Source organism: Myroides sp. 1354 (genome assembly GCF_030324495.1).
GTDB lineage: Bacteria > Bacteroidota > Bacteroidia > Flavobacteriales > Flavobacteriaceae > Flavobacterium.
This window is the reverse complement of record NZ_JACAGN010000002.1, coordinates 180,000-201,204: the sequence shown is the minus strand read 5'-3', so window position 1 is coordinate 201,204 and position 21,205 is coordinate 180,000. Positions and strand designations below refer to the sequence as shown.

At 35.8% G+C, this 21,205-nt stretch carries 20 protein-coding genes and 1 tRNA gene; 9 read left to right on the top strand and 12 right to left on the bottom strand.

The genetic code is table 11. The features are described from left to right. Positions 1–5: 5 nt before the first annotated feature. From HX004_RS03815 to HX004_RS03785, 7 genes are all read left to right on the top strand, one after another. Positions 6–1,247 (top strand): FtsW/RodA/SpoVE family cell cycle protein, encoded by a 1,242-nt coding sequence (locus HX004_RS03815; RefSeq protein ID WP_286441131.1) that lies wholly within the window; start codon positions 6–8, stop codon positions 1,245–1,247. 7 nt (positions 1,248–1,254) lie between these two features. Continuing rightward, positions 1,255–2,349: an undecaprenyldiphospho-muramoylpentapeptide beta-N-acetylglucosaminyltransferase gene (murG, locus tag HX004_RS03810; RefSeq protein WP_286440975.1), complete on the top strand. Its 1,095-nt coding sequence runs from the start codon at positions 1,255–1,257 to the stop codon at positions 2,347–2,349. Positions 2,350–2,352: 3 nt separating this feature from the next. Beyond that, positions 2,353–3,702: a UDP-N-acetylmuramate--L-alanine ligase gene (gene murC / locus HX004_RS03805; protein WP_286440974.1), complete on the top strand. Its 1,350-nt coding sequence runs from the start codon at positions 2,353–2,355 to the stop codon at positions 3,700–3,702. A gap of 4 nt (positions 3,703–3,706) precedes the next feature. Beyond that, positions 3,707–4,444, top strand: a complete 738-nt coding sequence (locus HX004_RS03800; RefSeq protein WP_286440973.1) for a cell division protein FtsQ/DivIB — start codon at positions 3,707–3,709, stop codon at positions 4,442–4,444. 8 nt (positions 4,445–4,452) lie between these two features. Further along, the gene (gene ftsA, locus HX004_RS03795; protein WP_286440972.1) at positions 4,453–5,892 is read left to right on the top strand and encodes a cell division protein FtsA; all 1,440 of its coding nucleotides are present in this window, start codon (positions 4,453–4,455) and stop codon (positions 5,890–5,892) included. 15 nt (positions 5,893–5,907) lie between these two features. After that, on the top strand, positions 5,908–7,956 hold the full coding sequence (gene ftsZ / locus HX004_RS03790; protein WP_286440971.1) for a cell division protein FtsZ: 2,049 nt from the start codon (positions 5,908–5,910) through the stop codon (positions 7,954–7,956). 297 nt (positions 7,957–8,253) lie between these two features. Next, positions 8,254–8,973 carry a hypothetical protein gene (locus tag HX004_RS03785; protein ID WP_286440970.1) on the top strand — a complete coding sequence of 240 codons (720 nt, stop codon included), beginning with the start codon at positions 8,254–8,256 and terminating at the stop codon, positions 8,971–8,973. 32 nt (positions 8,974–9,005) lie between these two features. Here the strand turns inward: HX004_RS03785 and HX004_RS03780 are convergent, their stop codons facing one another. The 7 genes from HX004_RS03780 to HX004_RS03750 all read right to left on the bottom strand — a co-directional run bounded on the left by HX004_RS03780 (position 9,006) and on the right by HX004_RS03750 (position 16,618). Next, positions 9,006–11,735, bottom strand: coding sequence for a hypothetical protein (locus tag HX004_RS03780; RefSeq protein WP_286440968.1), 2,730 nt, complete (start codon positions 11,733–11,735; stop codon positions 9,006–9,008). Beyond that, positions 11,735–12,760 carry a hypothetical protein gene (locus HX004_RS03775; RefSeq protein ID WP_286440967.1) on the bottom strand — a complete coding sequence of 342 codons (1,026 nt, stop codon included), beginning with the start codon at positions 12,758–12,760 and terminating at the stop codon, positions 11,735–11,737. The genes HX004_RS03780 and HX004_RS03775 overlap by 1 nt, the downstream gene beginning before the upstream one ends. Beyond that, entirely contained in the window at positions 12,757–13,548 is a 792-nt protein-coding gene (locus HX004_RS03770; protein ID WP_286440966.1) for a fimbrial biogenesis chaperone, read from the bottom strand. Before HX004_RS03770 ends, HX004_RS03775 begins: the two co-directional genes overlap by 4 nt. 18 nt (positions 13,549–13,566) lie before the next feature. Next, positions 13,567–14,013, bottom strand: a complete 447-nt coding sequence (locus HX004_RS03765) for a hypothetical protein (protein WP_286440965.1) — start codon at positions 14,011–14,013, stop codon at positions 13,567–13,569. 95 nt (positions 14,014–14,108) lie between these two features. Further along, positions 14,109–14,621: a hypothetical protein gene (locus HX004_RS03760; RefSeq protein WP_286440964.1), complete on the bottom strand. Its 513-nt coding sequence runs from the start codon at positions 14,619–14,621 to the stop codon at positions 14,109–14,111. 218 nt (positions 14,622–14,839) lie between these two features. Further along, on the bottom strand, positions 14,840–15,400 hold the full coding sequence (locus HX004_RS03755) for a hypothetical protein (RefSeq protein ID WP_286440963.1): 561 nt from the start codon (positions 15,398–15,400) through the stop codon (positions 14,840–14,842). 300 nt (positions 15,401–15,700) lie between these two features. Continuing rightward, positions 15,701–16,618 carry a helix-turn-helix domain-containing protein gene (locus tag HX004_RS03750; protein ID WP_286440962.1) on the bottom strand — a complete coding sequence of 306 codons (918 nt, stop codon included), beginning with the start codon at positions 16,616–16,618 and terminating at the stop codon, positions 15,701–15,703. 230 nt (positions 16,619–16,848) lie between these two features. Here HX004_RS03750 and HX004_RS03745 point away from each other — a divergent pair, with 230 nt between their 5' ends. Beyond that, entirely contained in the window at positions 16,849–17,301 is a 453-nt protein-coding gene (locus HX004_RS03745; RefSeq protein WP_286440961.1) for a GatB/YqeY domain-containing protein, read from the top strand. 12 nt (positions 17,302–17,313) lie between these two features. Then, positions 17,314–17,387: transfer RNA gene (locus HX004_RS03740), tRNA-Arg, on the top strand. 352 nt (positions 17,388–17,739) lie between these two features. On the opposite strand, the gene HX004_RS03735 is transcribed toward HX004_RS03740, so the two are convergent. From HX004_RS03735 to HX004_RS03715, 5 genes are read right to left on the bottom strand one after another with little or no spacing between them, the layout of a single operon-like run. Next, positions 17,740–17,973, bottom strand: a complete 234-nt coding sequence (locus HX004_RS03735; RefSeq protein WP_286440960.1) for a hypothetical protein — start codon at positions 17,971–17,973, stop codon at positions 17,740–17,742. A 42-nt stretch (positions 17,974–18,015) separates the two neighbouring features. Further along, positions 18,016–18,750 carry a hypothetical protein gene (locus HX004_RS03730; RefSeq protein WP_286440959.1) on the bottom strand — a complete coding sequence of 245 codons (735 nt, stop codon included), beginning with the start codon at positions 18,748–18,750 and terminating at the stop codon, positions 18,016–18,018. Positions 18,751–18,754: 4 nt separating this feature from the next. Continuing rightward, on the bottom strand, positions 18,755–19,273 hold the full coding sequence (locus tag HX004_RS03725) for an ATP-binding protein (RefSeq protein ID WP_286440957.1): 519 nt from the start codon (positions 19,271–19,273) through the stop codon (positions 18,755–18,757). 11 nt (positions 19,274–19,284) lie between these two features. Next, positions 19,285–19,683, bottom strand: coding sequence for an ASCH domain-containing protein (locus HX004_RS03720; RefSeq protein ID WP_286440956.1), 399 nt, complete (start codon positions 19,681–19,683; stop codon positions 19,285–19,287). Next, a complete protein-coding gene (locus tag HX004_RS03715; protein ID WP_286440955.1) occupies positions 19,661–20,710 on the bottom strand; it encodes a GNAT family N-acetyltransferase in 1,050 nt (349 codons plus the stop codon). Before HX004_RS03715 ends, HX004_RS03720 begins: the two co-directional genes overlap by 23 nt. Between the last annotated feature and the right edge of the window lie 495 nt (positions 20,711–21,205).

Genomic DNA, 21,205 nt, shown 5'->3' with positions numbered 1-21,205 from the left:
AGATGATGAAAAAACTACTTTCATTATTACACGGAGATAAGATTATATGGGCATTAGCAATTTTATTGGCCATGCTCTCTTTTTTACCGGTTTATAGTGCGAGTACGAATCTAGTTTATACCATCGGAACAGGAAAGGCAACGACCGATTATTTGTTTCGACATTTCGTTCATTTATTTATTGGAATTTGCATCATGTGGTATTTTCACAAAAGAGACTATGCACTCTTTCGGAAAATAGCCATTATCGGTATGCCTGTTATCGCCCTACTGTTGCTATACACCTTATTAAAGGGAAATACAATTGGAGGAGCCAATGCTAGTAGATGGCTGAAAATACCCTTGTTGGGACAGTTTCAACCCTCTTCTACTGCAGCGATAATCTTGCTGATGTATGTTGCACAATACCTCACAGGAATTAAAGATGAAGTGGTCACCTTTAAAAAATCCTTTTGGCAATTATGGGTTCCCGTATTAGTCATTATAGGATTGATTTTACCCGCCAACTTCTCTACTGCAGCCCTGATATTCTGTATGGTCTGTGTCTTGGTATTTATTGGAAAGTATCCCTTTAAATACTTGATGTCAATCATCGGAATTGGCGCATGTGGTATTGTTCTGTTTGTATTAGTGGCCAAAGCGTTTCCAGGCGCATTCCCCAATCGTGTGGATACTTGGATTAGCCGTATTGATCGCTTTACAGGACCCGATGATGGAACACGAGATTTGTATCAAGTCGAAAATGCAAAAATGGCGATCGCTAATGGTGGATTATTCGGAGTAGGACCAGGTAAAAGTGTATTAAAAAACTTCTTACCTCAATCGTCTTCCGATTTTATCTTCGCCATCATTGTTGAAGAATGGGGATTGGTTGGAGGATTAACGATCCTAGGGATTTATCTCTTGCTGTTTTATCGCTTTTTGATTGCGGTTCACAAAGCACCGACGCTCTTTGGAAAGTTATTAGTCGCCGGATTGGGATTCTATCTCATTTTTCAAGCGCTAATTAATATGGGAGTCGCCGTTTCTCTTTTGCCAACAACAGGACAAGCCTTGCCGCTTGTGAGTAGTGGTGGAACAGCAATTTGGATGACGTGTTTCGCCATCGCCGTTATCTTAAGTGTAACCAAGAAAGAAGCAGAAATACAAGCCGAAGAGCAAAAGAGAAAAGAAGAAGAAGCCCTAGAGCAAGAAATGTTACACGATTTACATTTAGAACGATTAGAAAAAAATAGTATAGAAGAATAAAAAGCAAATGGAACGTAAACCGAAGTTTATTGTAAGTGGAGGAGGAACAGGGGGACATATCTTTCCTGCATTGGCAATTGCCGATGAATTGAAAGTGAGATTTCCCAATGCCGATATTCTTTTTGTAGGGGCAGAAGGGAAAATGGAAATGCAACGCGTACCTGAGGCAGGATATCCTATTGAAGGATTGTGGATTTCAGGGATTCAGCGCAAATTGACTTGGGACAATTTGATGTTTCCTTTTAAGCTAATAAGCAGCTTGAGGAAATCGAGAAAAATTGTCAACGCCTTTCAACCCGATGTTGTAATCGGAACAGGAGGATTCGCCAGTGGAGCGGTTGTAAAAGTAGCCGCGGGAAAAGGAATTCCCACCTTGGTTCAAGAACAAAATTCCTTCCCAGGAATTACAAACAAACTCTTGGGAAAAGAAGTAGACAAGATTTGTGTAGCGTATGATGGATTGGAACAATTCTTCCCAAAGCACAAAATAATAAAAACAGGAAATCCCGTTCGTCAAGGATTACTGGATGTTGCAACAAAAAGAGAAGAGGCTTTAGCGTATTTTGGATTGGATCAATCAAAAAAAACGCTATTAATCATAGGAGGAAGTTTAGGCGCACGTCGTATAAATCAGTTGATTGAGGAACAACTACCGTTATTTGAAGAAATGGGAATACAGCTGATTTGGCAATGTGGAAAATTCTACTATGAGGAGTATAAAAAATACGAATCAGAAAGCGTAAAGGTTCGCGCTTTTGTCGATCGTATGGATTTCGCTTATGCCGCAGCAGATAGCATTATCTCTCGTGCAGGAGCTTCATCTGTATCAGAATTGGCCTTAGTTGGAAAAGCAGTGATTTTCATTCCTTCTCCTAATGTAGCCGAAGATCATCAAACAAAAAATGCGAGAAGTATTGTTGAACAAGATGCCGCACTTTTGATTAAAGAAAATGAGTTGAATGAAAAGTTTGTACAAACATTCAAAGACTTGTTTAACAACAGAGAAAAACAACTGGAGCTGGGACAAAAGATTAGAACATTAGCTTTGCCTCATGCGACAAAAGATATAGTAGATCAGATCGTAGAATTAATGAAGAAGTAAGAAATGGATATGAATAGCATTAAGAGCGTTTATTTTATCGGAATAGGAGGCATCGGTATGAGTGCCTTGGCTCGTTATTTTAAGTTCATGGGAAAAGAGGTCGCTGGATATGACAAAGTATCTACGCAATTGACACAAGAATTAGAAGCCGCTGGAATTGAGATTCACTATGAAGATAATATGGACTTAATCCGCGCAAATTATAAAGAAGTAGCTTCAACTTTGGTTGTTGTTACGCCTGCAGTTCCTCAAGACCATACAGAATGGAATTATTTCAAATCTCACCAATTTGAAATTAAAAAACGTTCAGAAGTGTTGGGAATTATTACCAAAGATACCTACTGCTTTGCAGTAGCGGGTACACATGGTAAAACGACGACGACCAGTATTTTAGGACATTTGTTGTTTCAAGCAGGATTAGATGTTACCGCATTTGTGGGGGGAGTAGTGGAAAACTACCAAACCAATTTAATCGGAAGCGGTAAAACAGTAACGGTAGTAGAGGCAGATGAGTTTGATCGTTCTTTTTTGCGTTTGTTTCCCAATGTAGCGTGTATCACTTCAACAGAAGCGGATCACTTAGATATATTTGGAACCGCAGCAGAAATGTTGGTTGCTTTTGAAGATTTTGCGAACCGTTTACCTGATGCAAATAAATTATTTGTGACAGAAGCGGTTGGTTTGAATGGGATTCGCGTTGGGTTTGGTTCAGATTGTCGCTATCAGGCGAAAAATATAAAAGTAGTAAACGGTTGGTATGTGTTTGATATCGAAACGCCAAATGAAACTATTCACGACGTTTCTTTTGGTTTGCCTGGAAGACACAATTTATCCAATGCGTTGATGGCTTTTGCCATGGCAAGTGATTATGGAGTAGATACACAAAAGTTGGTCGAAGGGTTAAAAAGCTTCCGCGGTGTAAGAAGAAGATTCTCCTATAAAATTAGACGAGAAGATTTGATTTACATTGATGATTACGCCCATCATCCAACCGAAATCAAAGCCGCAAGCCAAGCCGTTCACGAAATGCATGGAGATAAAAAAATTGTAGCTGTATTTCAACCTCACTTGTACAGTAGAACAAGGGATTTTATGGACGAATTCGCTGCAGCACTCTCCACGTTTGACAATGTTATTTTGTTAGATATTTATCCCGCTAGAGAATTGCCTATTGAGGGAATTACTTCGGCTAAGTTATTAGAACAACTAACATCTAAGGAAAAGCAATTAGTGGCCAAAGAGGAATTAATTACACATTTAAAAGCATCAGATGCTGAAATTATCCTGACTATTGGAGCAGGTGATATCGGAGAAATGGTGCAAGACATAAAAATAGCTTTAGAAGAAAAATAAAAAAATGAAAAAATTGTTGAAGAAAATAAAATGGTCAGACTTACGCATTTTGATGATGCTAGGAGTCTTATTGTTTTTGTATTCTTTTAGCAATGACCGAAGCACACATCGAAATTTAAAAGGAGTAGATATTATTTTTAAAGGAGAAGAAACGCATTTTGTAACTTCGAGTGATGTAAAAGAGATTGTAGCAAATAAAAGCGGTAACATTACAGCTCAGGACCGAACTACAGTAGATTTGAATAACCTAGAAAAAGGGGTTTTGCAAAATAAACTGATTAAAGATGCAGAGGTGTATGTAACTATTGACGGAGTTTTAAAAGTAGAAGTCAACCAAAAAAAAGCGATTGGACGTGTGGTGGGAGAAGCAGAATCGTATTATTTGGATGAAGACGGAAGTCGAATGCCTTTGTCGGACAATTATGCTGAACGCGTACTTGTAGTAGAAGGAAGTGTTAAAAGCGAAACCCAAGGTGAATTAAAACAGATGTTGGACGTGATTAATGCGGATGAATTTTTAAAACAAGAAATCACGGGTATCAGTATTCAACCAGGTGAAGTGATTTATTTGAAAAGTCGAGTGAATACATTTGAAATTCTATTTGGAAGTTTCAATGAAATGGATAGAAAACTGATGAATTACAAGGCTTTTATGCAATATGCAATCAATGAAAAAATAGATATAGATAGTTATAAAAGGATCAATCTGAAATTTACCCAACAAGTGGTGTGTTCAAAATAAAATTGAGTATGGAAAAAGAAAATATAGCTGTTGGTTTAGACATTGGGACAACGAAGATTGTTGCAATGATTGGTAAGAAAAATGAATACGGTAAACTCGAAATCTTAGGATTAGGAAAAGCGAAGAGTTTGGGAGTGAAAAGAGGAGTGGTTAACAATATTACACAAACCATTCAATCCATTCAACATGCAGTGGCAGATGCGGAAACTCAAGCAGGTTATAAGATTAAAAATGTTGTAGTGGGTATTGCTGGTCAACATATCAGAAGTATTCAACACAGTGATTATATTAGTCGTCCGAATCCAGATGAGGTAATCGGAGATAAAGATATTGAACAATTAATTAGTCAGGTACAGAAGTTAAGTATGTTGCCTGGGGAAGAAATTATTCACGTTTTACCGCAAGAGTTTAAAATTGATGGAGAACCGGGAATTAAAGAACCGGTAGGAATGTATGGTAGTCGTTTAGAGGCGACGTTTCACGTAGTTGTAGGACAAGCCGCTTTGATTAAAAACGCAGGACGTTGTATCAAAGATGCAGGACTTGAACTGGCGGGAATTACCTTAGAACCTCTTGCATCTGCAGAGGCGGTATTGAGTCAAGAAGAAAAAGAAGCAGGTGTAGCTTTAATCGATATAGGAGGAGGTACTACCGATTTAGCCATTTTCAAAGATGGAATTATCCGCCATACGGCTGTAGTTCCTTTTGGAGGGAATGTCATCACGGAAGATATCAAAGAAGGATGTTCGATAATCGAACGTCAGGCAGAAATCCTAAAAGTGAAATTTGGCTCTGCTTGGCCAGGAGAAAATAAAGACAATGAAATTGTCTCAATTCCGGGCTTACGAGGAAAAGAACCAAAAGAAATTTCTTTAAAAAATCTTTCTAAGATTATCAATGCTCGTGTAGAAGAGATTATTCAATTGGTTTTCTCTGAAATTAAAAGTTATGGATATGAAAATCCACAGAAGAAATTAATCGCAGGAATTGTCTTAACAGGAGGAGGTTCAGAACTCAAACACATTAAGCAATTAGTTGAATATATTACGGGTATTGATACGCGTATTGGGTATCCAAATGAGCATTTAGCTGGAGATTCTAGTTTAGAAGTTTCAAGTCCATTATATGCAACGGGAGTTGGATTGGTGATGGAAAGTGAAAAACACCGCAAGAAAGGTGCTGTTTCAGTAGAAGAATTAAAAGCTGTTGAAACGAAAATAGAATCAAAACCAGAAGAGAGAAAGATTGCGTATACTCCTCCTGTAGAAGAAGTAGTCAATACGCCAAAAGAGCCTGTTGAGCGCGTGAGTCAACCTCGTGTTGAAACGATCTCACAACCGGAGGAAGAAACAAAAGAAGCGCAACCTAGTACAGCGGATCGCTTTGAAAGTAGTTTCATCGGGAACTTTTTTAGAAAGATTAAAGAATTTATTGAAAAGCAAGAATAATAAAACGATACGTATATGGAGAATACAGATTTCGGAGGAATAAAGTTTGATATGCCTAAGAACCAATCAAACGTTATCAAGGTAATTGGTGTAGGTGGCGGAGGAAGTAACGCGATCAATCACATGTTTAAGCAGGGAATTAAAGGCGTTGATTTCATCGTTTGTAATACGGATTCACAAGCCTTAGAAAATAGTTCAGTTCCTAATAAAATTCAGTTAGGGGTTAACCTAACCGAAGGATTAGGTGCGGGTGCAAATCCTGAAGTTGGACAACAATCTGCTTTAGAAAGTATAGAAGAAATTGAGAAAATGCTAGATACCAATACCAAGATGGTGTTCATCACTGCGGGTATGGGTGGAGGAACAGGAACAGGTGCTGCTCCTGTCATTGCACAACTATCAAAAGAAAGAGATATCTTAACGGTTGGTATTGTAACCATCCCTTTCCAATTTGAGGGAAAAGTACGTCAAGAACAAGCGTTAAAAGGAGTTGATCGATTGAGAAAACAAGTGGATTCTCTTATCGTAATCAACAACAATAAATTACGTGAAGTATATGGAAACTTAGGCTTTAAGGCTGGCTTCTCCAAAGCAGATGAGGTATTGTCAACTGCTGCCCGTGGTATCGCCGAAGTTATTACGCACCATTATACGCAAAATATTGACTTGAAAGATGCAAAAACAGTATTGTCTGATAGCGGTACAGCTATTATGGGATCTGGTACTGCATCTGGAGACAATAGAGCAAAAGATGCCATTATTGATGCGTTAGATTCTCCATTGCTTAATGACAATAAAATATCAGGTGCTAAAAACGTATTGTTGTTAATCGTTTCCGGTACCAATGAAATTACAATCGATGAAATCGGTGAAATCAATGATCACATCCAAACAGAAGCTGGTCATAATGCAAATATCATTATGGGAGTTGGTGAAGATGAGTCATTAGGAGAGGCGATTTCTGTTACTATTATTGCGACGGGATTTAACTACGAACAACAAAAGAGTATTGTAAATTCGGCTGAACCTAGAGTTATTATCCACACTTTAGAAGAAGAGCAAAAAGTAGTACGCGATTTAACGCAAACGGCATCCGTATCTTCTTACGGATTTACTACGCCTGATCAACCATTACGCGTTTCTACTCCAGAAACAACGGAATTAGCTGTTGAGAAAGAAGAAGTAAATTATGAAGTAGAAACAAGAACAGTGTTTACTTTAGAAGATGATTACGAAGAAGGGGATGACAATGATGATTTTGGTGGACCAACTGCACCTGTGCAACCCATAGGGGAAGTGGATGAGGTAGTGTTCGAAAGAAGATCAATGGATGCTTCGAATTTGGATGTATTTTTCGAAATTGTAACACCAAAAGCAGAAGAGAGAACCCAAGATCACCACCAAAATGATCCGATGGCATCGAAGCAGAAAGATATCAGAGATATTCAAGTAATTGATCCTGAATTTGTCATTGTTACGCCTAAGAAACAAGAGGTAGCTACACCGATCGTATATCATTTTGATGAGGAATTGGCTGAAATGGAAGTGACTGCAGCTGAAGTAGTAGGTCATGCAAGTGAAGCAATGAATCAGTCCGCTGCAAAAAAAGAAGAAGTAATTCGCTTTTCTTTGGAAGACTATATGGATAAAGAAGAAGAATTAGCTTCTGCTAAACCAGTAGTCAATCACAAAGAAGAAATTGCAGAAGAGTTTAAATTCTCTGTGCGCGCTGAGGGTACACCCGTTGTAAATAAAGTTGAAGTAGAAGCGTCAACAGAAGATTATGACGAAATGAATCCAACAGAAATGAGTATTGAAGAATTTACATTGAGAAGCAGAGCTGCAGAGCGAAGAAGAAAAATGAAAGACTTCAATTACAAATTCAACAACTCAACGGCTCATTATTCAGATTTGGAAAAAGAACCTGCATATAAGCGCTTAGGAGTTGATTTAGACGAAGTAAATGACGAAAGCAATAAATCTAGAATCTCTTTTGGCGTGGACGGAAATAACGACCCTAAATTGAGATCAAACAATTCGTTTTTACACGATAACGTTGACTAAAGAAGAATCCTAGTCTTTAGGATCTTTACTTATAATTTAAACAGTAGTAGACTTTGGTTTACTACTGTTTTTTTTTGCCTGTATGTTGAGGTATTGGTTTGAAATATAGTGAGTTAGTTTTGAGTGAGACAAGTAATTTTGACTTTAAAGGGAATGGTTTATTATTAAATTCATTATCATATTCAAATAATTATAGGAATTGTTAAATAAAGCTATGTTTTTGTTTGATTCTATTCGGTAATTTTTTTTTGTAACTGTTTGATTTACTGTAAATTGTTTTTGTTTAAAATAATGAAGATGAAAAATATAGATTCCCTTTTTCTTTTAGTATGGATTTCTTGTATCTCTTGTTCTCAGCTTAGTCCAGCTCTTGTAAAATCTAAATATACGGCCGATGAAATCCTTCGAAAGTTAGAATTTACTCAAGTTTATACAGTACATGATCATACACCTGTCACCTTTGGTGAGAAAGTAGTGAGTAATGCGGTTAACAAAGAAAAATTTAAGGATACCCCTTGGGAAGGAGCTACCGCAGGTAGAGAGTTTGTTATTGTGGAGTATACAGATCCTAAACAAAAGACTGAATGGGGCTATTTGTATCAAGTCTACCTTTGGAAGGATCACTTCTTGCCTTTCTTTGTGAATCGAGGAGATGGAATGGGGCTGAACTTGAGTTATAATGGTCAATCACAACCCTATTATCGCGTGAATTATTCTAGGGATGTCCATTTGTTTAAATACCCAACCTTGGTGAAACCCAATCAAATTTTATGTCTGATGTATCTCAAAAAGGAAGAAGTCGTAAGGAAAGATAAGGTAGATGTTGTGTCTTATGATTTTAAGGCAGAGGAAAGTAAAGGTGTAGAATTAATTGATCGGACAGAGGAACCCTATAAAGGAAGTATTCGAATTACCTATACAATTAAAATAGTTGCTGATGATGCTTGGATTGTTGTCAATCAAATGAAGGAAAGTTATCGCTACAATTGTAATACAATTGAAGGAACAGAAAAATAAAAAGACCTCTAGTAGAAGGTCTTTTCTGTAGCTTAAAAGCGAATGGCTTTAAATTTCTTGACCTCTACCTCCTTCGATTTAACTTGAATGTTGAAGTCAATGACTTGATTATTTGTCGTTGTAGTATTAACCTTAACAGTATTGTGGAGTACTTCTACTTGATTAGGTTGATCGGGATATACAGTCACCGTATAATCTCCTTTGGGTAAATAAAGCGAATATCTCCCTTCATCAGACGTATAGGCGGTATAACTCTCACCTATACTATTTTGGGCAACCACGCGTTGACCTGCTAAGTTTTTATTTAATGTTACAGCATGTTCTGCATATTCATAGTGGATCGATCCCGTTATGGTTGTCGTTTGTGTAAGATAAATCGCCTGAGTTAGATTAGAATCTAAGGTTAACTTTACTGCATTCGTAAACCAATGTTGATCATTTTGCACTTGAATGGTATAAGTGCCAGCAGGTAGTTTTTTGTAGTCCAAACTTCCATCAACATTGGTAATAAACGCCTTTTGATTAATGGTTACGATGCGATTACTCGCAGGAAGCAAGTTTTGATTTTCATCTTGATAATACACCATTACTTGTAAGTTGTGTAACTTTTCATATGCCTTATAAGGCGTCAATTGCTTCACTAAACCCACTTGAACGTAATTGGTCTGATTCGCAGAGGAAAAACCACCATAATTGTTGTAATTGCTGACATAGACATCAAAATCTTTCTTGAGTTTGTATTCTACACGTGTATTGAACTGCCAAAAGTCACCACTGGTAGATGTATTGTTGTAATACCCACTGAGTACTACGCCCAATTGATTATTGAAAAAACGCTGTCTGTAGTTCCCCATAACCATAAGGTTGGTATAGGTTTGGATCACTTGCCAATCGTAATAAGAAGCATTGATTAGCTCACTTAAATTACTGTAGTTGTATTGATAACTTACGCCTAGATCAAAATTCTTGTAATTTGCACCTAGATTGAGACGATAGTGTAATCTTTCTTGAATTTCTGTTTGGGTGATATAATTCCCCAAATCAATAGACGCATTGTATCCAAAGCCTTTAGCAAAGTTACTCTGGTGATAGGCTGCATGAAAGCGAACCGCTTGGAGCTTTTCCATGGCCGCTGTTTGATAATTGAATCGCTTCTCTTGTACATACTGTGGACTTACAAGTAGGGTACTCGAAGCCATGCGATAAGAATAGCTCACCCCTAAAGCGTTGGATTGCTGTTGGGCATTAGCCGAATTCGTATAACTGTATTTAGGCGCATAATCAATAAAATGTTGAATCAATCCTACACTGTGTTTGCCCATATTTCTTCTGATTGTGGTAGCAACCTGAGAAACACCCTGACGTACACCCGCATAATATGGACTACTGTAAAAACTGTTGTGTTGGATTTGATACTTGGTGAGCGTAGCATAAGCATTCAATCCGACAAATACTCCCCATTGATTTTTGTCATGGGCCTGAAGGATAGATCCCCCCTCGTTGAACTCAATTTGTAAGGTAGGTTTATTCCACAACGCAAAAGAATTATACTGTAAAATCTTTTTTTCATCATAACGATGATTGACATCATAAAAGACTTGCCCTTGTTTCCAAGCGTGTTTTTGCGATTGAAATCCCACCCAGGTATTATAACCCATAGAACGATTACCAGGATCACTGATTAAATACGTTTTGTCTAAATACCCTGCTTGAATGTAGAGCGAATCTTCAAGTTTAATTTGCGTTTGAATTCCACGTCCCTGCAAAGAAAATTCCCCCGATTGAAAGAGGTTACCTGCTTGTACTTGTAGGTTTTTCGTTTGAAAATCCGCTAAGAAATGACGCAGATTTACTTTGTTTTCTTTGTCCCAATGAATGATATCCGCAGTTAAACCCAATTGACTGTGTTCTGAAAATTGAATGATTCCACTTCCTAAAAGTTGAGTGGCAGCCATTACATTTTTTCCCATTACGCGATTGAGCTCAATGGAGCTATTTGGATTGTAAGTAGATGAATTTTGATTTTCGGCTCTGTATCTTCGTTTGGATTTTAGCGAACTCACACTATAAAGCGTACGTCCAATAAAATCCCCATTTTCGTAAAGTAAGGTGGCACTAATATCAAAGTCTTCGAGTTTAAATGCTTCTTTGCTGATATAGTGCTGGAGCGTAATAAGTGTATCTTGTTGAGGGCGAATAGTAAAATCCAAAACCTCAGTACGTCCTTTGTTTAATTGATTCGGTAATGTGACAATATGATGTACCTTTTCAGCTGTATTTCCTCTATTTTGAATAATCGCCTTGATGAGAATACTGTCGCCTACTTGTTTAAATTGCAATTGATTCTCTGGATTAATCAATAATATTCTTCGATTTTTTTGAATTAATATCGGGTGTTCTACCTGTGAAATTGCAGGGCCACTTTGTGGAATCAACTGTGCTTTAATGCTTAAATTACCAATTAATGCACTACTCTGATCCACTTGGGCAATGATGGGGACATAAATCTTTTGTCCAGGATTCAAGCGCACCGATTTTGTCTTGGCACTAGAAATGAAGATCGATGTATTGTTACTTTCAAGCTGCACGTTTCCTACCCACTCTGATGAACCAAGATTGGATATTTCTAGAGTAGGAGATACATGACCGAGTTCATCTGCTTGGGAGGCTGCCGAGGTGAATTTCAAAAAAACGGAAGTCCCTTGTGCCCAAATTAAAGAACTCAGGAAAAGAAAGAAAAAGACAATACACTTTTTAATCATCAATTCGGAACAATTATAAAGTAAAGATAGGTTTCATATCTCCCATTAGCTTGTTGAAGCTCTCGGGTATTGGGTGGAATACTAAGTTCTAGATTGTAAGACATCGATTGACTCCATCTTGGGAAAGAGGCTAATGCTTGTTCTTGTGCAGATAGCGAAATCGGACCAAATAAGGAGACATCAGAGGCACTACCTCCTTCAATGCGGTTTAAAGTCGCTTTTAACTTTAATACTGAAACGGGAATACTATTCGTTAAGGTGGTATTGTACAGTAAATTATCCGCGGTTTTAACTAAGACCTGATGTCCTTGATAACTGCGAATATATAAAGCATTGTTGATGGTAATTTTTTTCCCTTTGGCAATGTCTTCTGGGGAATCAAAATTGAAAATAAACTCATTGGCTCCATTGCGCAATTCTGCGAGTTGATCTCCGTGATTTCCAACATAATTGATTTGAAATCGCGCTACACCAGGAGCGGAAGTTTTACGTGCTAACAAAACATCTCTTCCTGAAGATGTATCATATAACGAAAATTCGTAGGTACTGCGGTAAATACCATTGGGAATAGTCAATACCTCAACCCCTCCTCGAATTGTCAAATCAAAAGACAAGGTATAATAGTTGCCTTCAGGAAGTGCGGTTGTACTTTCTACAATCGTGCTTTCTTGAAACTTACTCAACGGTAAATTTCGACCAATACTACTGAACGCCAATTGATTGAAATTTCCACTTTGTCTATTCGTGCTAATCGTTGAATTTTCTGCTGGAATACTGTAATTCTCTGCTCGATAATCGTCGAGTAAACGCACCGTAATTTTCCACTTACTAGGTGCTGTAATGCCGTAATTTCTCCTGAATTGTACTGAAATTTGTCGTTCTTCTGTTTTGCCGAATTTTAAATCGTTGTACGAATTCAATTGGAGTTGTCCGCCGTCATACACATTTAAGTCGTATTGTGCATGCGTCCACTGACTTCCCAGTAAGAAAGCAAAAATCAATACTATTTTATAGGGTAAACTCATAAGGTAAAATCAAGTTCGGCAACCTTCACCTGGTTTTCTTTGCCGTAGGTTAATTGGACAATAAAGGTATACGTTCCCGATGGTAGGTCTTGAGGCAAAGCGAAAGACTGTTTTCTACTATCTTGAGGTAGACTGTAAAAATCAAGCGTACTCAGTGTCTGTTTCACACCTGTTTGTTGATCAAAAATAGTGGCAGTAATTTTACCATCACTCCACAAAAGACCTGTATTTTCAAATGAAACATCAATCGCACGTTGTCCATCAGTTGTTTTACTAGGCTCTATATTGACAATATCAACAGCTTCCGTATGGTTTGGAAGGGCGTGATACACCTTTAATCCCATGCGAACCGTTACTTTTATTGCTGCTCCATTCTCATCTACTGCATTTCCTGGATTTAACTGAGTGAAAAATACCATTGCAGTATGCACAGGAACAGCTGGTGACAAGGTGGAAGGGGTATTTAAAATAATATCTACTTCTTTTATTTCATTCGGTTCAATGACAAAATAAGAGTTAGGCAATACCTGAATCCAATTTGCCGCTGAATTTGATAGGGTATTCATTTCTGCAATATGGTTACTTCCTTTATCATCATAGTTCCAATCGCCCAAAGATACTCCTACTTCAACTGCTTTATCGTTGGGATTTGCAATGCGGACTTTTTGCGTAGCAACAGTACCAGCAGCATTTTTAAAATACATTTTCCCAGGTGAAATGGAGAGTCCTGCTTGTGCAAATGAAGCAATAGAACTTAAAATAAAAAATAAAAAAAGTGTTTTTCTCATTGTAAATAAAGCAATTAATTAGTGAGGTAATAGCGTATAGACGATGGTGGTTTGATAGGTTCCCGCTTTCTGATTCAAGGTATATCCAATATTTTGCGCTGGAATGGTGTAATTGACATCCAACTGTTGGCTATTTCCTCTGTTATTCGATTGCAGGAGGAGTTGAGGATTTATAGTCAAATCAACTGTTCTCAATTGCAAAGGAAAATCAACCGCGGTTGAAACCGTCAAGCTCGGTTTGATTTGGACAATAGAAACAGGTAAGGCAGAAAGAGAGTTTTCATATTGAAAAAACGCATTAATCGAACGTACAGTCAATTCATATGGAGTTGAGCACTGAATCAACAAGTGATTTTTTAGTACACCCGTTTCCACTCCTTTGACATAGCCTGTCCCTTTGTTGAGGTTCAAATCTACAGAGGGATGATTGATAATTAAGGATTGTTGTTCCCGGAAATTCAACACAATTTTAGCCTTTGTGGATCCAATTTGTGCCCAAAGGACAGTAGTCGTCCAAAGTAAAAAAAGCGTAAATATAATTTTTTTGTACACGTTGCAAATTACAAAGATAAAATAGTATAAGTAATCACTGTACTATAAGTACCTATAGGTTTATTTAATAACTCTTCTGAGGCATTCATTTTATACGACACATTAAAGGTGCGTTTGACATCTCCGATATTGGATTGGATCATGTTCTTTTCTCTCAAGGAAAGCGAAACAGGAAGGAGTGAAATATTATCTCTAAACTCACCAATCCCCCCTAAACTTGGATTTAATCTAATGTTTTCCAATCGAATCTCATCCGAATCATGCTGCAAAGGACTATTAGCGACTACGCGTATTTCATAAGTACCACTGCTCATAATTTCGATGTGATCTGCTTGATCGCTAATCTTGCCTTTGGTATAATCCTCTACTGTTTCAAAAGACAAATTAATGTTCTGTTGTTGGTCGTTAATTTTAATCGACTGAATAGGCTTCAAAACAACATGCAAGTTACTTTGAGCTGAATTTTGTGCAAAAAGAACAAAACTAAATAACAGGAATAAAGGGGCTAGGATTTTTCGCATTTCATCAAATTATCTAGGTTAAATTTACCACTAATAAATGGATAAATTAAGTAAATTCTGACATTTTTAGCGGGTTTGTAGGTAAATAGAAGCTAAACTTCTCAATGGAGTTCACAACTAAAAACTTCGCTTTTATTCATGCTATAAGGACAAAAAAAATCTACTGTTACACTTGTGGTGTGACAGTAGATAAAAAGGAAGATTCGTTTTTTTTTGTATTATAATGCGTATAAATTGTAAGTTACTGTAGTTGTATAAGTTCCTTCTTTTTTATCTGTATATGCAGCTGTTTGACTTGCTGGAATGGCATACTCTACCGCATATCCCATTTTTGCTGTCCCTGCTGAAGTTGTTACTAAAGGTGAACTCTCTGTAGTTGCCAATTGTGCAATATTGTGTGAAGCAGTGAAGTTACTTGGTGCTGCTCCTTCTGCTAAGTTTGTATTACCTTTAATTCTCACTTCTACTGTGTTTACTGGAATAGTAACCCCACTGTTGTTTAAGTCACTACTTGCAACTACTTTGATCTCATATTTTTGTGTAGCGGTTACTTCTAAGTGGTTTTTCAACTCCCCTGAGGTACTTCCTTTTTGGAATTGCTCCACAGTATTCATTGGAATAGTTACTGACGCATTGGTTACGTTTAGCTCATATACGTCTGACAAATTAACGTTTAGGTTAGTAGTCCCCGAACTTTTTTTGTTGCCCTCTTGAGCAAATGATGTTACACTGATGAAAGATAAAGCGGCTACTAATGCTAATTTGAATGTTGTTTTCATTTTCGAGATATTTTTTTAAGTGTTTTTTTTTATTTGTTTTGATGAGACAAAAGTATAGTAGCTGAGCTTCTCATTATAGGTCAATTCTCTCGAAAGAATGGTCATTTTTATCTAAAATTGCCAAAAAACACTTAAAATCTGTTTTTTACTCTCAATTTGTAAAGTCAAAAAGGAATCTTAGTGGGCTTTTTACGAATATAATAATGAGTGTGGTGGATAAAAAAAACCATAAAACACTGGGTTTATGGCTTTTCAGATGTTGTAATATTCGCAAAAGGCGAAATTTGCTATAAGTTGAAGTTATAAATTGTCCCTGTATTCTTTTGGGCTTAATCCCGTAGCTGTCATGAAAAAGCGTGTAAAATTGCTCGTATCTTCAAAATTTAGTTCATAGGCAATTTCCTTAATTGTCATAGGGGTGTGCTTTAGCAAGAGTTTAATCTCATTGACTACCGCACTAGCGATAATTTTCTTAGGCGTAGTCCCATAGATCTCTTTGCTAATTTCATTGAGCTTTGGTACAGTAATTTTCATTTTATCTGCATAAAACTGCACATGACGCTCTGTGCGAATGTTCGATTTTATCAACTCATTAAACAGAATTACCTTAGACAATTGAGCAGGCGATAGCTTTTCTTTATTAAATTCAACATAAGTATTAATATGACAGGCCATAATAAAGAGTAAGACGCGTTCAATAATATTATGAGTGGTCATATAATTTAAGTTGCTATACTTCTTGTCTTTCAATTTGAGTAAACAATCAAAGTAATATTGTGCAAAGGCCTCTTGTTCAGGTTTGAGTGTTATAGAATTAATCGCTTTTGTGTTGTCAAAAAAGACACATTTATCTAAGAAGTGACGATCTACTTCTGTACGACAATAAAAGTTGTCCGTAAATTGCACATAGGCGAGCGTATAACTTTCATCTGCTGTTAGTCGAAATAGTTCATTTTTACCTAAAAATAAACAATTACCTTCAGTTAGTTCTTTTTTGTTGGTTGACATGATAACGGATACCTTTCCTTTTTGTAGCCAAAGGAGTTGATAAACGTCTTTGTGTTGCTGAAAAAGAGTATCATTTTCAGTCAAGTAAGTGGCTGTGCCAGCATCAAATCCATAGATGGATTTTAGTTCGATAGAAGATAACATTATAAGAAGGGGTAAAATAGTGTTTTCTAAAAATATTTTATTGGTTGTAAAAATAAAATTTTCCATGGAATATGCTAGCTTTACGCTCTATTTTAACGTTTTACCGAGAGTATATAAAGGATGATTGGGTCAAGAGAGATTTTTGCACATGATTCAATGGGCTTAAATTTGGGTAGGATAAGAGGGAAAGATATTCCTTCTGTGGAGAAAAAAAGAGGGAGAATGAAAGTAAAAAAGGTGAATTTTTCTTGTTTTCTCGGCTTTTTTATATCTTTGCAAAATCAAATAAAAAAGAGATGAGTTTACAAGCAAATATTATGGATGCGATGAAAAGCGCCATGAAATCAAAGGATAGTATCGCTTTAGAAGCACTTAGAGCAGTTAAGGCAGAATTGTTATTAGCGCAAACTCAATCTGGTTCTAAGGAAGAAATCAGCGAAGAAGAGGAGATCAAGATCTTGCAGAAATTGGTAAAACAACGCAAAGACAGTGCTGCCATTTTCTCAGAACAAGGAAGAGCAGATTTAGCAGAACCTGAATTAGCACAAGTGGCTATTATCGAGCAGTTTTTACCAGAACAATTATCTAATGAAGAAGTAGAAGCAATTATCGCTAAGATTATTGCTGATGGAAACCATGCAGGAATGGCTGCTATGGGACAAGTAATGGGAATGGCATCAAAAGAATTAGCTGGGAAAGCAGATGGAAAAACGATTTCAACAATAGTAAAAACACTATTGACAAAATAAATTTTTTGGTTGGTCCGCGTAGTTCAATTGGATAGAATATCAGATTTCGGCTCTGAGGGTTGAGGGTTCGAGCCCTTCCGCGGACGCAAACAGGTGATTTACAGTGTTTTATGTTGTCTTTTCAAAACACTGTAAGTCGCTATTGGTAAGGGATTTATGATTCCCTTTTAAAAAAAAATCATGACAGACAAAATCTCAAAAAACCCATATTGTTTCCCAAATAACTTCCCACAAAATTCGATTGGTAAGTTTACGAACAAAATAACCTTCAAAGTCATTGTAAAGAAAGACTATACAAGGGTTGATGGAACCAATGCTTTATATGTTCAACTCTTTTTGAACAAGGAAATGAAGCGAATCCCCCTGCAAATTTTTGTACCGATGAATGACTTCGATGAAAAGAAGCAACGCGTAAGGAAACACAACAAGGGAATTTGGTTACATTGGTGTAGTTGGTATCAGAGTTGACTTGGATACAGCTGTACTTTGTTTGGGTTGTACATCGATATATTTCTTCAATTCATATCGAAGCTTCTGTCGATTCAAAGCGGTTTCATTGCGTCTAAGGTTACGCGTTAAGTTCTTGTTGTGATTGGGTAAAGATTCGTATAAATCTAAACCTTCCATATAGGGTGAATCCTTGGATTCCAACCAAAAAATAATCCTTTCCATAATGCAAAAATGGAAAGGATTGATAGGGTAAAAAAGGACAGGTTATTGTTTATTTAAATCAACTAATAACTCTTCAATTAAGCTTTTAGTATCTTCAATTGTATCAAAGAAACTGGTTAAGTCATTAAGACATTTATTATTTTTGCTTTCTATTTGGTTATCAATATACTCTCTATCATGCGTGAATTTTTCTATATTAATTAAGTCATTTTCTTTTTTTGACTCTTTAAGTTTAGAAAAAGCATTATTACTATATATTGTTAATGTTTCTACGTCATCTTTACAGAGACTTACTATATGAGTGGGAGTATTATCTTTTAAATAATCTAATCTAGTTATTATATCATATAACTTATAGATGTCTGTTTTCTTTTGAATAAAAAGTTTTTGAACTAAATTAAGATCGAAAAAAGACATAAAATCTCGATTTAGAACTAAGAAAAAATCTTTAGAAGGTATGAAATAAATATTTTTTTCAAACTGTTCTAGACTTTCTGTCTTTAGATTTTGAATTAGATTTAATTCTGGTATTATTAGCTTCTCTAATATATTGGTAAAACTAATTTGAATATCAGTTAGAATTTGTTTTTCTTCTTCTTTTTCTTTTTTCTTAGTTATAATTAAAGCATACCGTGCAGCAATTATTCCTCCCACAACTGCCAAAGCTCCTCCAATGATATCTCCTAAAATCTCTTTAAACATAGGTTTATATCCAATTAAAAATGTTATAAAAATTAAAGCCGTAATATTTACGGCTTTGTCTGTATTTGTTAGCATGGAATTAATCCAGATATTTTAATAGGTTTTCTTTATCAAATTCTTGGCTGTCAAGAATTAATAATTCAACATTGAGTATAGAACTTAGTTCTTTAGCAAAATCTAATTCTAAATCTTGAAATTCTTCAATCAAATTGAGTTCATATTTTTTTGAATCTCGTTGTTCAAGCCTTTCCTTGATAATTTGTGGATCTGCAATAACTAATATTAGTTTACTCGGATTAATATCCATAAAGGTTTGTACAGGAACTTTTTCAGGAACTTTGTCTTTGTTTAATAAACAATAATGCCCATCTAATAAATACTCCTGGTTCTCTTTAACAATAGCTCTTAAATTTGTGATTAACCTATCTTGAGTCTTGCTAATATCATCAACCTTTTTTTCTTCCTGAGTACTAAAATCTTCCCACTTGAGTACTTCACTGGCTGTTAAATGTTGTATCTCTTTTTCTTGTACTATTAAATTACAGATATGACCTTTTCCACTACCATGAATACCTCCAATAAAAATGATATTTTTCATAAAGTAAAAGCTTAATTATTAATCAAGATAGAGTTTTCATTAAGGTATCTAAAAGATTGAGGTGGAACAAATCCATCAATTAGTTCATATGGATTAATTGGAGTTTTGTATTCTGTTAATTCTCCTATTTCTAGAGCGTAGGCTTTATTCCTATTTTCAAAGTAGAGATCATAGAAAGTTTTAGTTATCCCTGATTTCTGTTTAGTATCTCTCCATATTTGTTCAGGTGTGTCCATTAATACTTGTGAAATACTAAATTCTCCGACAATTCTGCCTACTGGCATCGTCGAATAAATCACTACAGAACTAACTTCATGGTTGGCAAAAATACTTTTTCTATATTCAAATTTCTTTTTACCCTTAAAAATCTGTTCTACAAATTCCGGTTTAATTGACAATAATATTTTCATATACTTCTCCTCTTTCTAAAATTTGATTGAATTGCTCATCTGTTAAATCATAAAACCCCCAATATCTAGGGTTGATATTTAGGTCTTCAGTGAGTATTTGCTTTGTAATACGTCGTTTTAACGCTATATTATAAGTCATTTTCACAACTGTAAGATTAGGTCTATCGTTAACCCAGTCATTTCGTAATTCTTCCTCATCAAAGATACTGTAAGAATTTGTATATCGAAGAAAATCATCTAAATTATTAAAGTCAGCTCTTGTTTTAACTTCTTCAACTATACAAACAGAGGTAATTACACTTCTATAGTGAGCAGGTCCTAATCCATCACTTGTCCTGTAAATACAGACAATATCCCCTGGTCGTAAAGCATTAACGTTAAACATATAGCAAACATAAATTTTGTGAATACTATTAGTGTGAGAAATGTCTCTAATTAAGTCATAATTTTCATTAACAAGGATTGAATCAGGAAACATTTCGCTATGATAAATTGGATATATAGAGAGTGCTACTTTTCTTTTCCCATTGACTTGCATTAGTGGATAATCAAAAACAACATTACCTGTTAGCCTTCTCATATTCTTGAATAATACTTGTTCAACTCCATTGGCTGTAGTTTTTGTTCCTCCCCTCTCAAAACCATATTTTTCTAATAGTTGAATCAGCCCAATATGCTCTTCAAAAATAGTCACATATATTTCCTCTACTTCACAATGAATAGCAACATCCATTATCTTTTTTATAAATCGCTCTCCTAATCTAGTCCCATGTGGGTTAATTTTAAACGTACCAACTTTTAATCTTGTTGCGGCAGCTCTATTAGGAACGACATCTGTTAATTCATTATCCTCTATTTTTAAAAATAAAAATCCATCAACCTCACCATTATCTGCAAAATGGACTATTGCATTTTTATTTTCCCCTGCTTTTCTGTTATACCAATCTTCAAACTCAGCATAAGCTGCTTTTAATGAATCAAAGAAAGGATCTTGTAAATTAATATCTCTAAAAAAACGTATTTCCATAATTATGTTGTAAAGTGTGAATATCAAATATATCAAACAATTATGATAAATAAATAAGAATTCTGTTATGTTTTTTTATTTAAGCGAATATCGATTAAATAACAAGAGAGAGGCATCCATGTCCCTCTCTAAAAAATTAACACAATAAAATTACTCCCATTTATCAGGATCTACCACCATGGATTCTTTATTTTTCAGCGTATAAAGTACATTCCATCCAAACATAGTATTGAATATAAGGGCTATCTTTTCAATGCTCATGTCGGATATATCATATAACCCATACGTACATGATTCGGATTGCCCTTCAGTTTCATTCCAATTGAAATAGCAATTAGTTTTGAGTTCTTTATACGTTATTTCAATTTCTTCGTAAAAAAAGACTGCCTTTTTATGTGGGACTGTCTGAATTTTTCTCCCTTCTTCTATGTGATTGAGAATCTTTTCAAAATTTATTTTTTTTGGGGGGATGGAATCAAAGAAAACCAAAGGAGT

Bases quoted from the DNA above. Each gene is read 5' to 3' on its own strand.
- murG (WP_286440975.1), top strand. From the start codon at position 1,255: ATGGAACGTAAACCGAAGTTTATTGTAAGTGGAGGAGGAACAGGGGGA.
- HX004_RS03780 (WP_286440968.1), bottom strand. From the start codon at position 11,735: ATGATTAAAAAGTGTATTGTCTTTTTCTTTCTTTTCCTGAGTTCTTTA.
- HX004_RS03815 (WP_286441131.1), top strand. From the start codon at position 6: ATGAAAAAACTACTTTCATTATTACACGGAGATAAGATTATATGGGCA.
- HX004_RS03775 (WP_286440967.1), bottom strand. From the start codon at position 12,760: ATGAGTTTACCCTATAAAATAGTATTGATTTTTGCTTTCTTACTGGGA.
- murC (WP_286440974.1), top strand. From the start codon at position 2,353: ATGGATATGAATAGCATTAAGAGCGTTTATTTTATCGGAATAGGAGGC.
- HX004_RS03745 (WP_286440961.1), top strand. From the start codon at position 16,849: ATGAGTTTACAAGCAAATATTATGGATGCGATGAAAAGCGCCATGAAA.
- HX004_RS03750 (WP_286440962.1), bottom strand. From the start codon at position 16,618: ATGGAAAATTTTATTTTTACAACCAATAAAATATTTTTAGAAAACACT.
- HX004_RS03755 (WP_286440963.1), bottom strand. From the start codon at position 15,400: ATGAAAACAACATTCAAATTAGCATTAGTAGCCGCTTTATCTTTCATC.
- ftsZ (WP_286440971.1), top strand. From the start codon at position 5,908: ATGGAGAATACAGATTTCGGAGGAATAAAGTTTGATATGCCTAAGAAC.
- HX004_RS03715 (WP_286440955.1), bottom strand. From the start codon at position 20,710: ATGGAAATACGTTTTTTTAGAGATATTAATTTACAAGATCCTTTCTTT.
- HX004_RS03730 (WP_286440959.1), bottom strand. From the start codon at position 18,750: ATGCTAACAAATACAGACAAAGCCGTAAATATTACGGCTTTAATTTTT.
- HX004_RS03760 (WP_286440964.1), bottom strand. From the start codon at position 14,621: ATGCGAAAAATCCTAGCCCCTTTATTCCTGTTATTTAGTTTTGTTCTT.
- HX004_RS03785 (WP_286440970.1), top strand. From the start codon at position 8,254: ATGAAAAATATAGATTCCCTTTTTCTTTTAGTATGGATTTCTTGTATC.
- HX004_RS03800 (WP_286440973.1), top strand. From the start codon at position 3,707: ATGAAAAAATTGTTGAAGAAAATAAAATGGTCAGACTTACGCATTTTG.
- HX004_RS03770 (WP_286440966.1), bottom strand. From the start codon at position 13,548: ATGAGAAAAACACTTTTTTTATTTTTTATTTTAAGTTCTATTGCTTCA.
- ftsA (WP_286440972.1), top strand. From the start codon at position 4,453: ATGGAAAAAGAAAATATAGCTGTTGGTTTAGACATTGGGACAACGAAG.
- HX004_RS03725 (WP_286440957.1), bottom strand. From the start codon at position 19,273: ATGAAAAATATCATTTTTATTGGAGGTATTCATGGTAGTGGAAAAGGT.
- HX004_RS03735 (WP_286440960.1), bottom strand. From the start codon at position 17,973: ATGGAAAGGATTATTTTTTGGTTGGAATCCAAGGATTCACCCTATATG.
- HX004_RS03720 (WP_286440956.1), bottom strand. From the start codon at position 19,683: ATGAAAATATTATTGTCAATTAAACCGGAATTTGTAGAACAGATTTTT.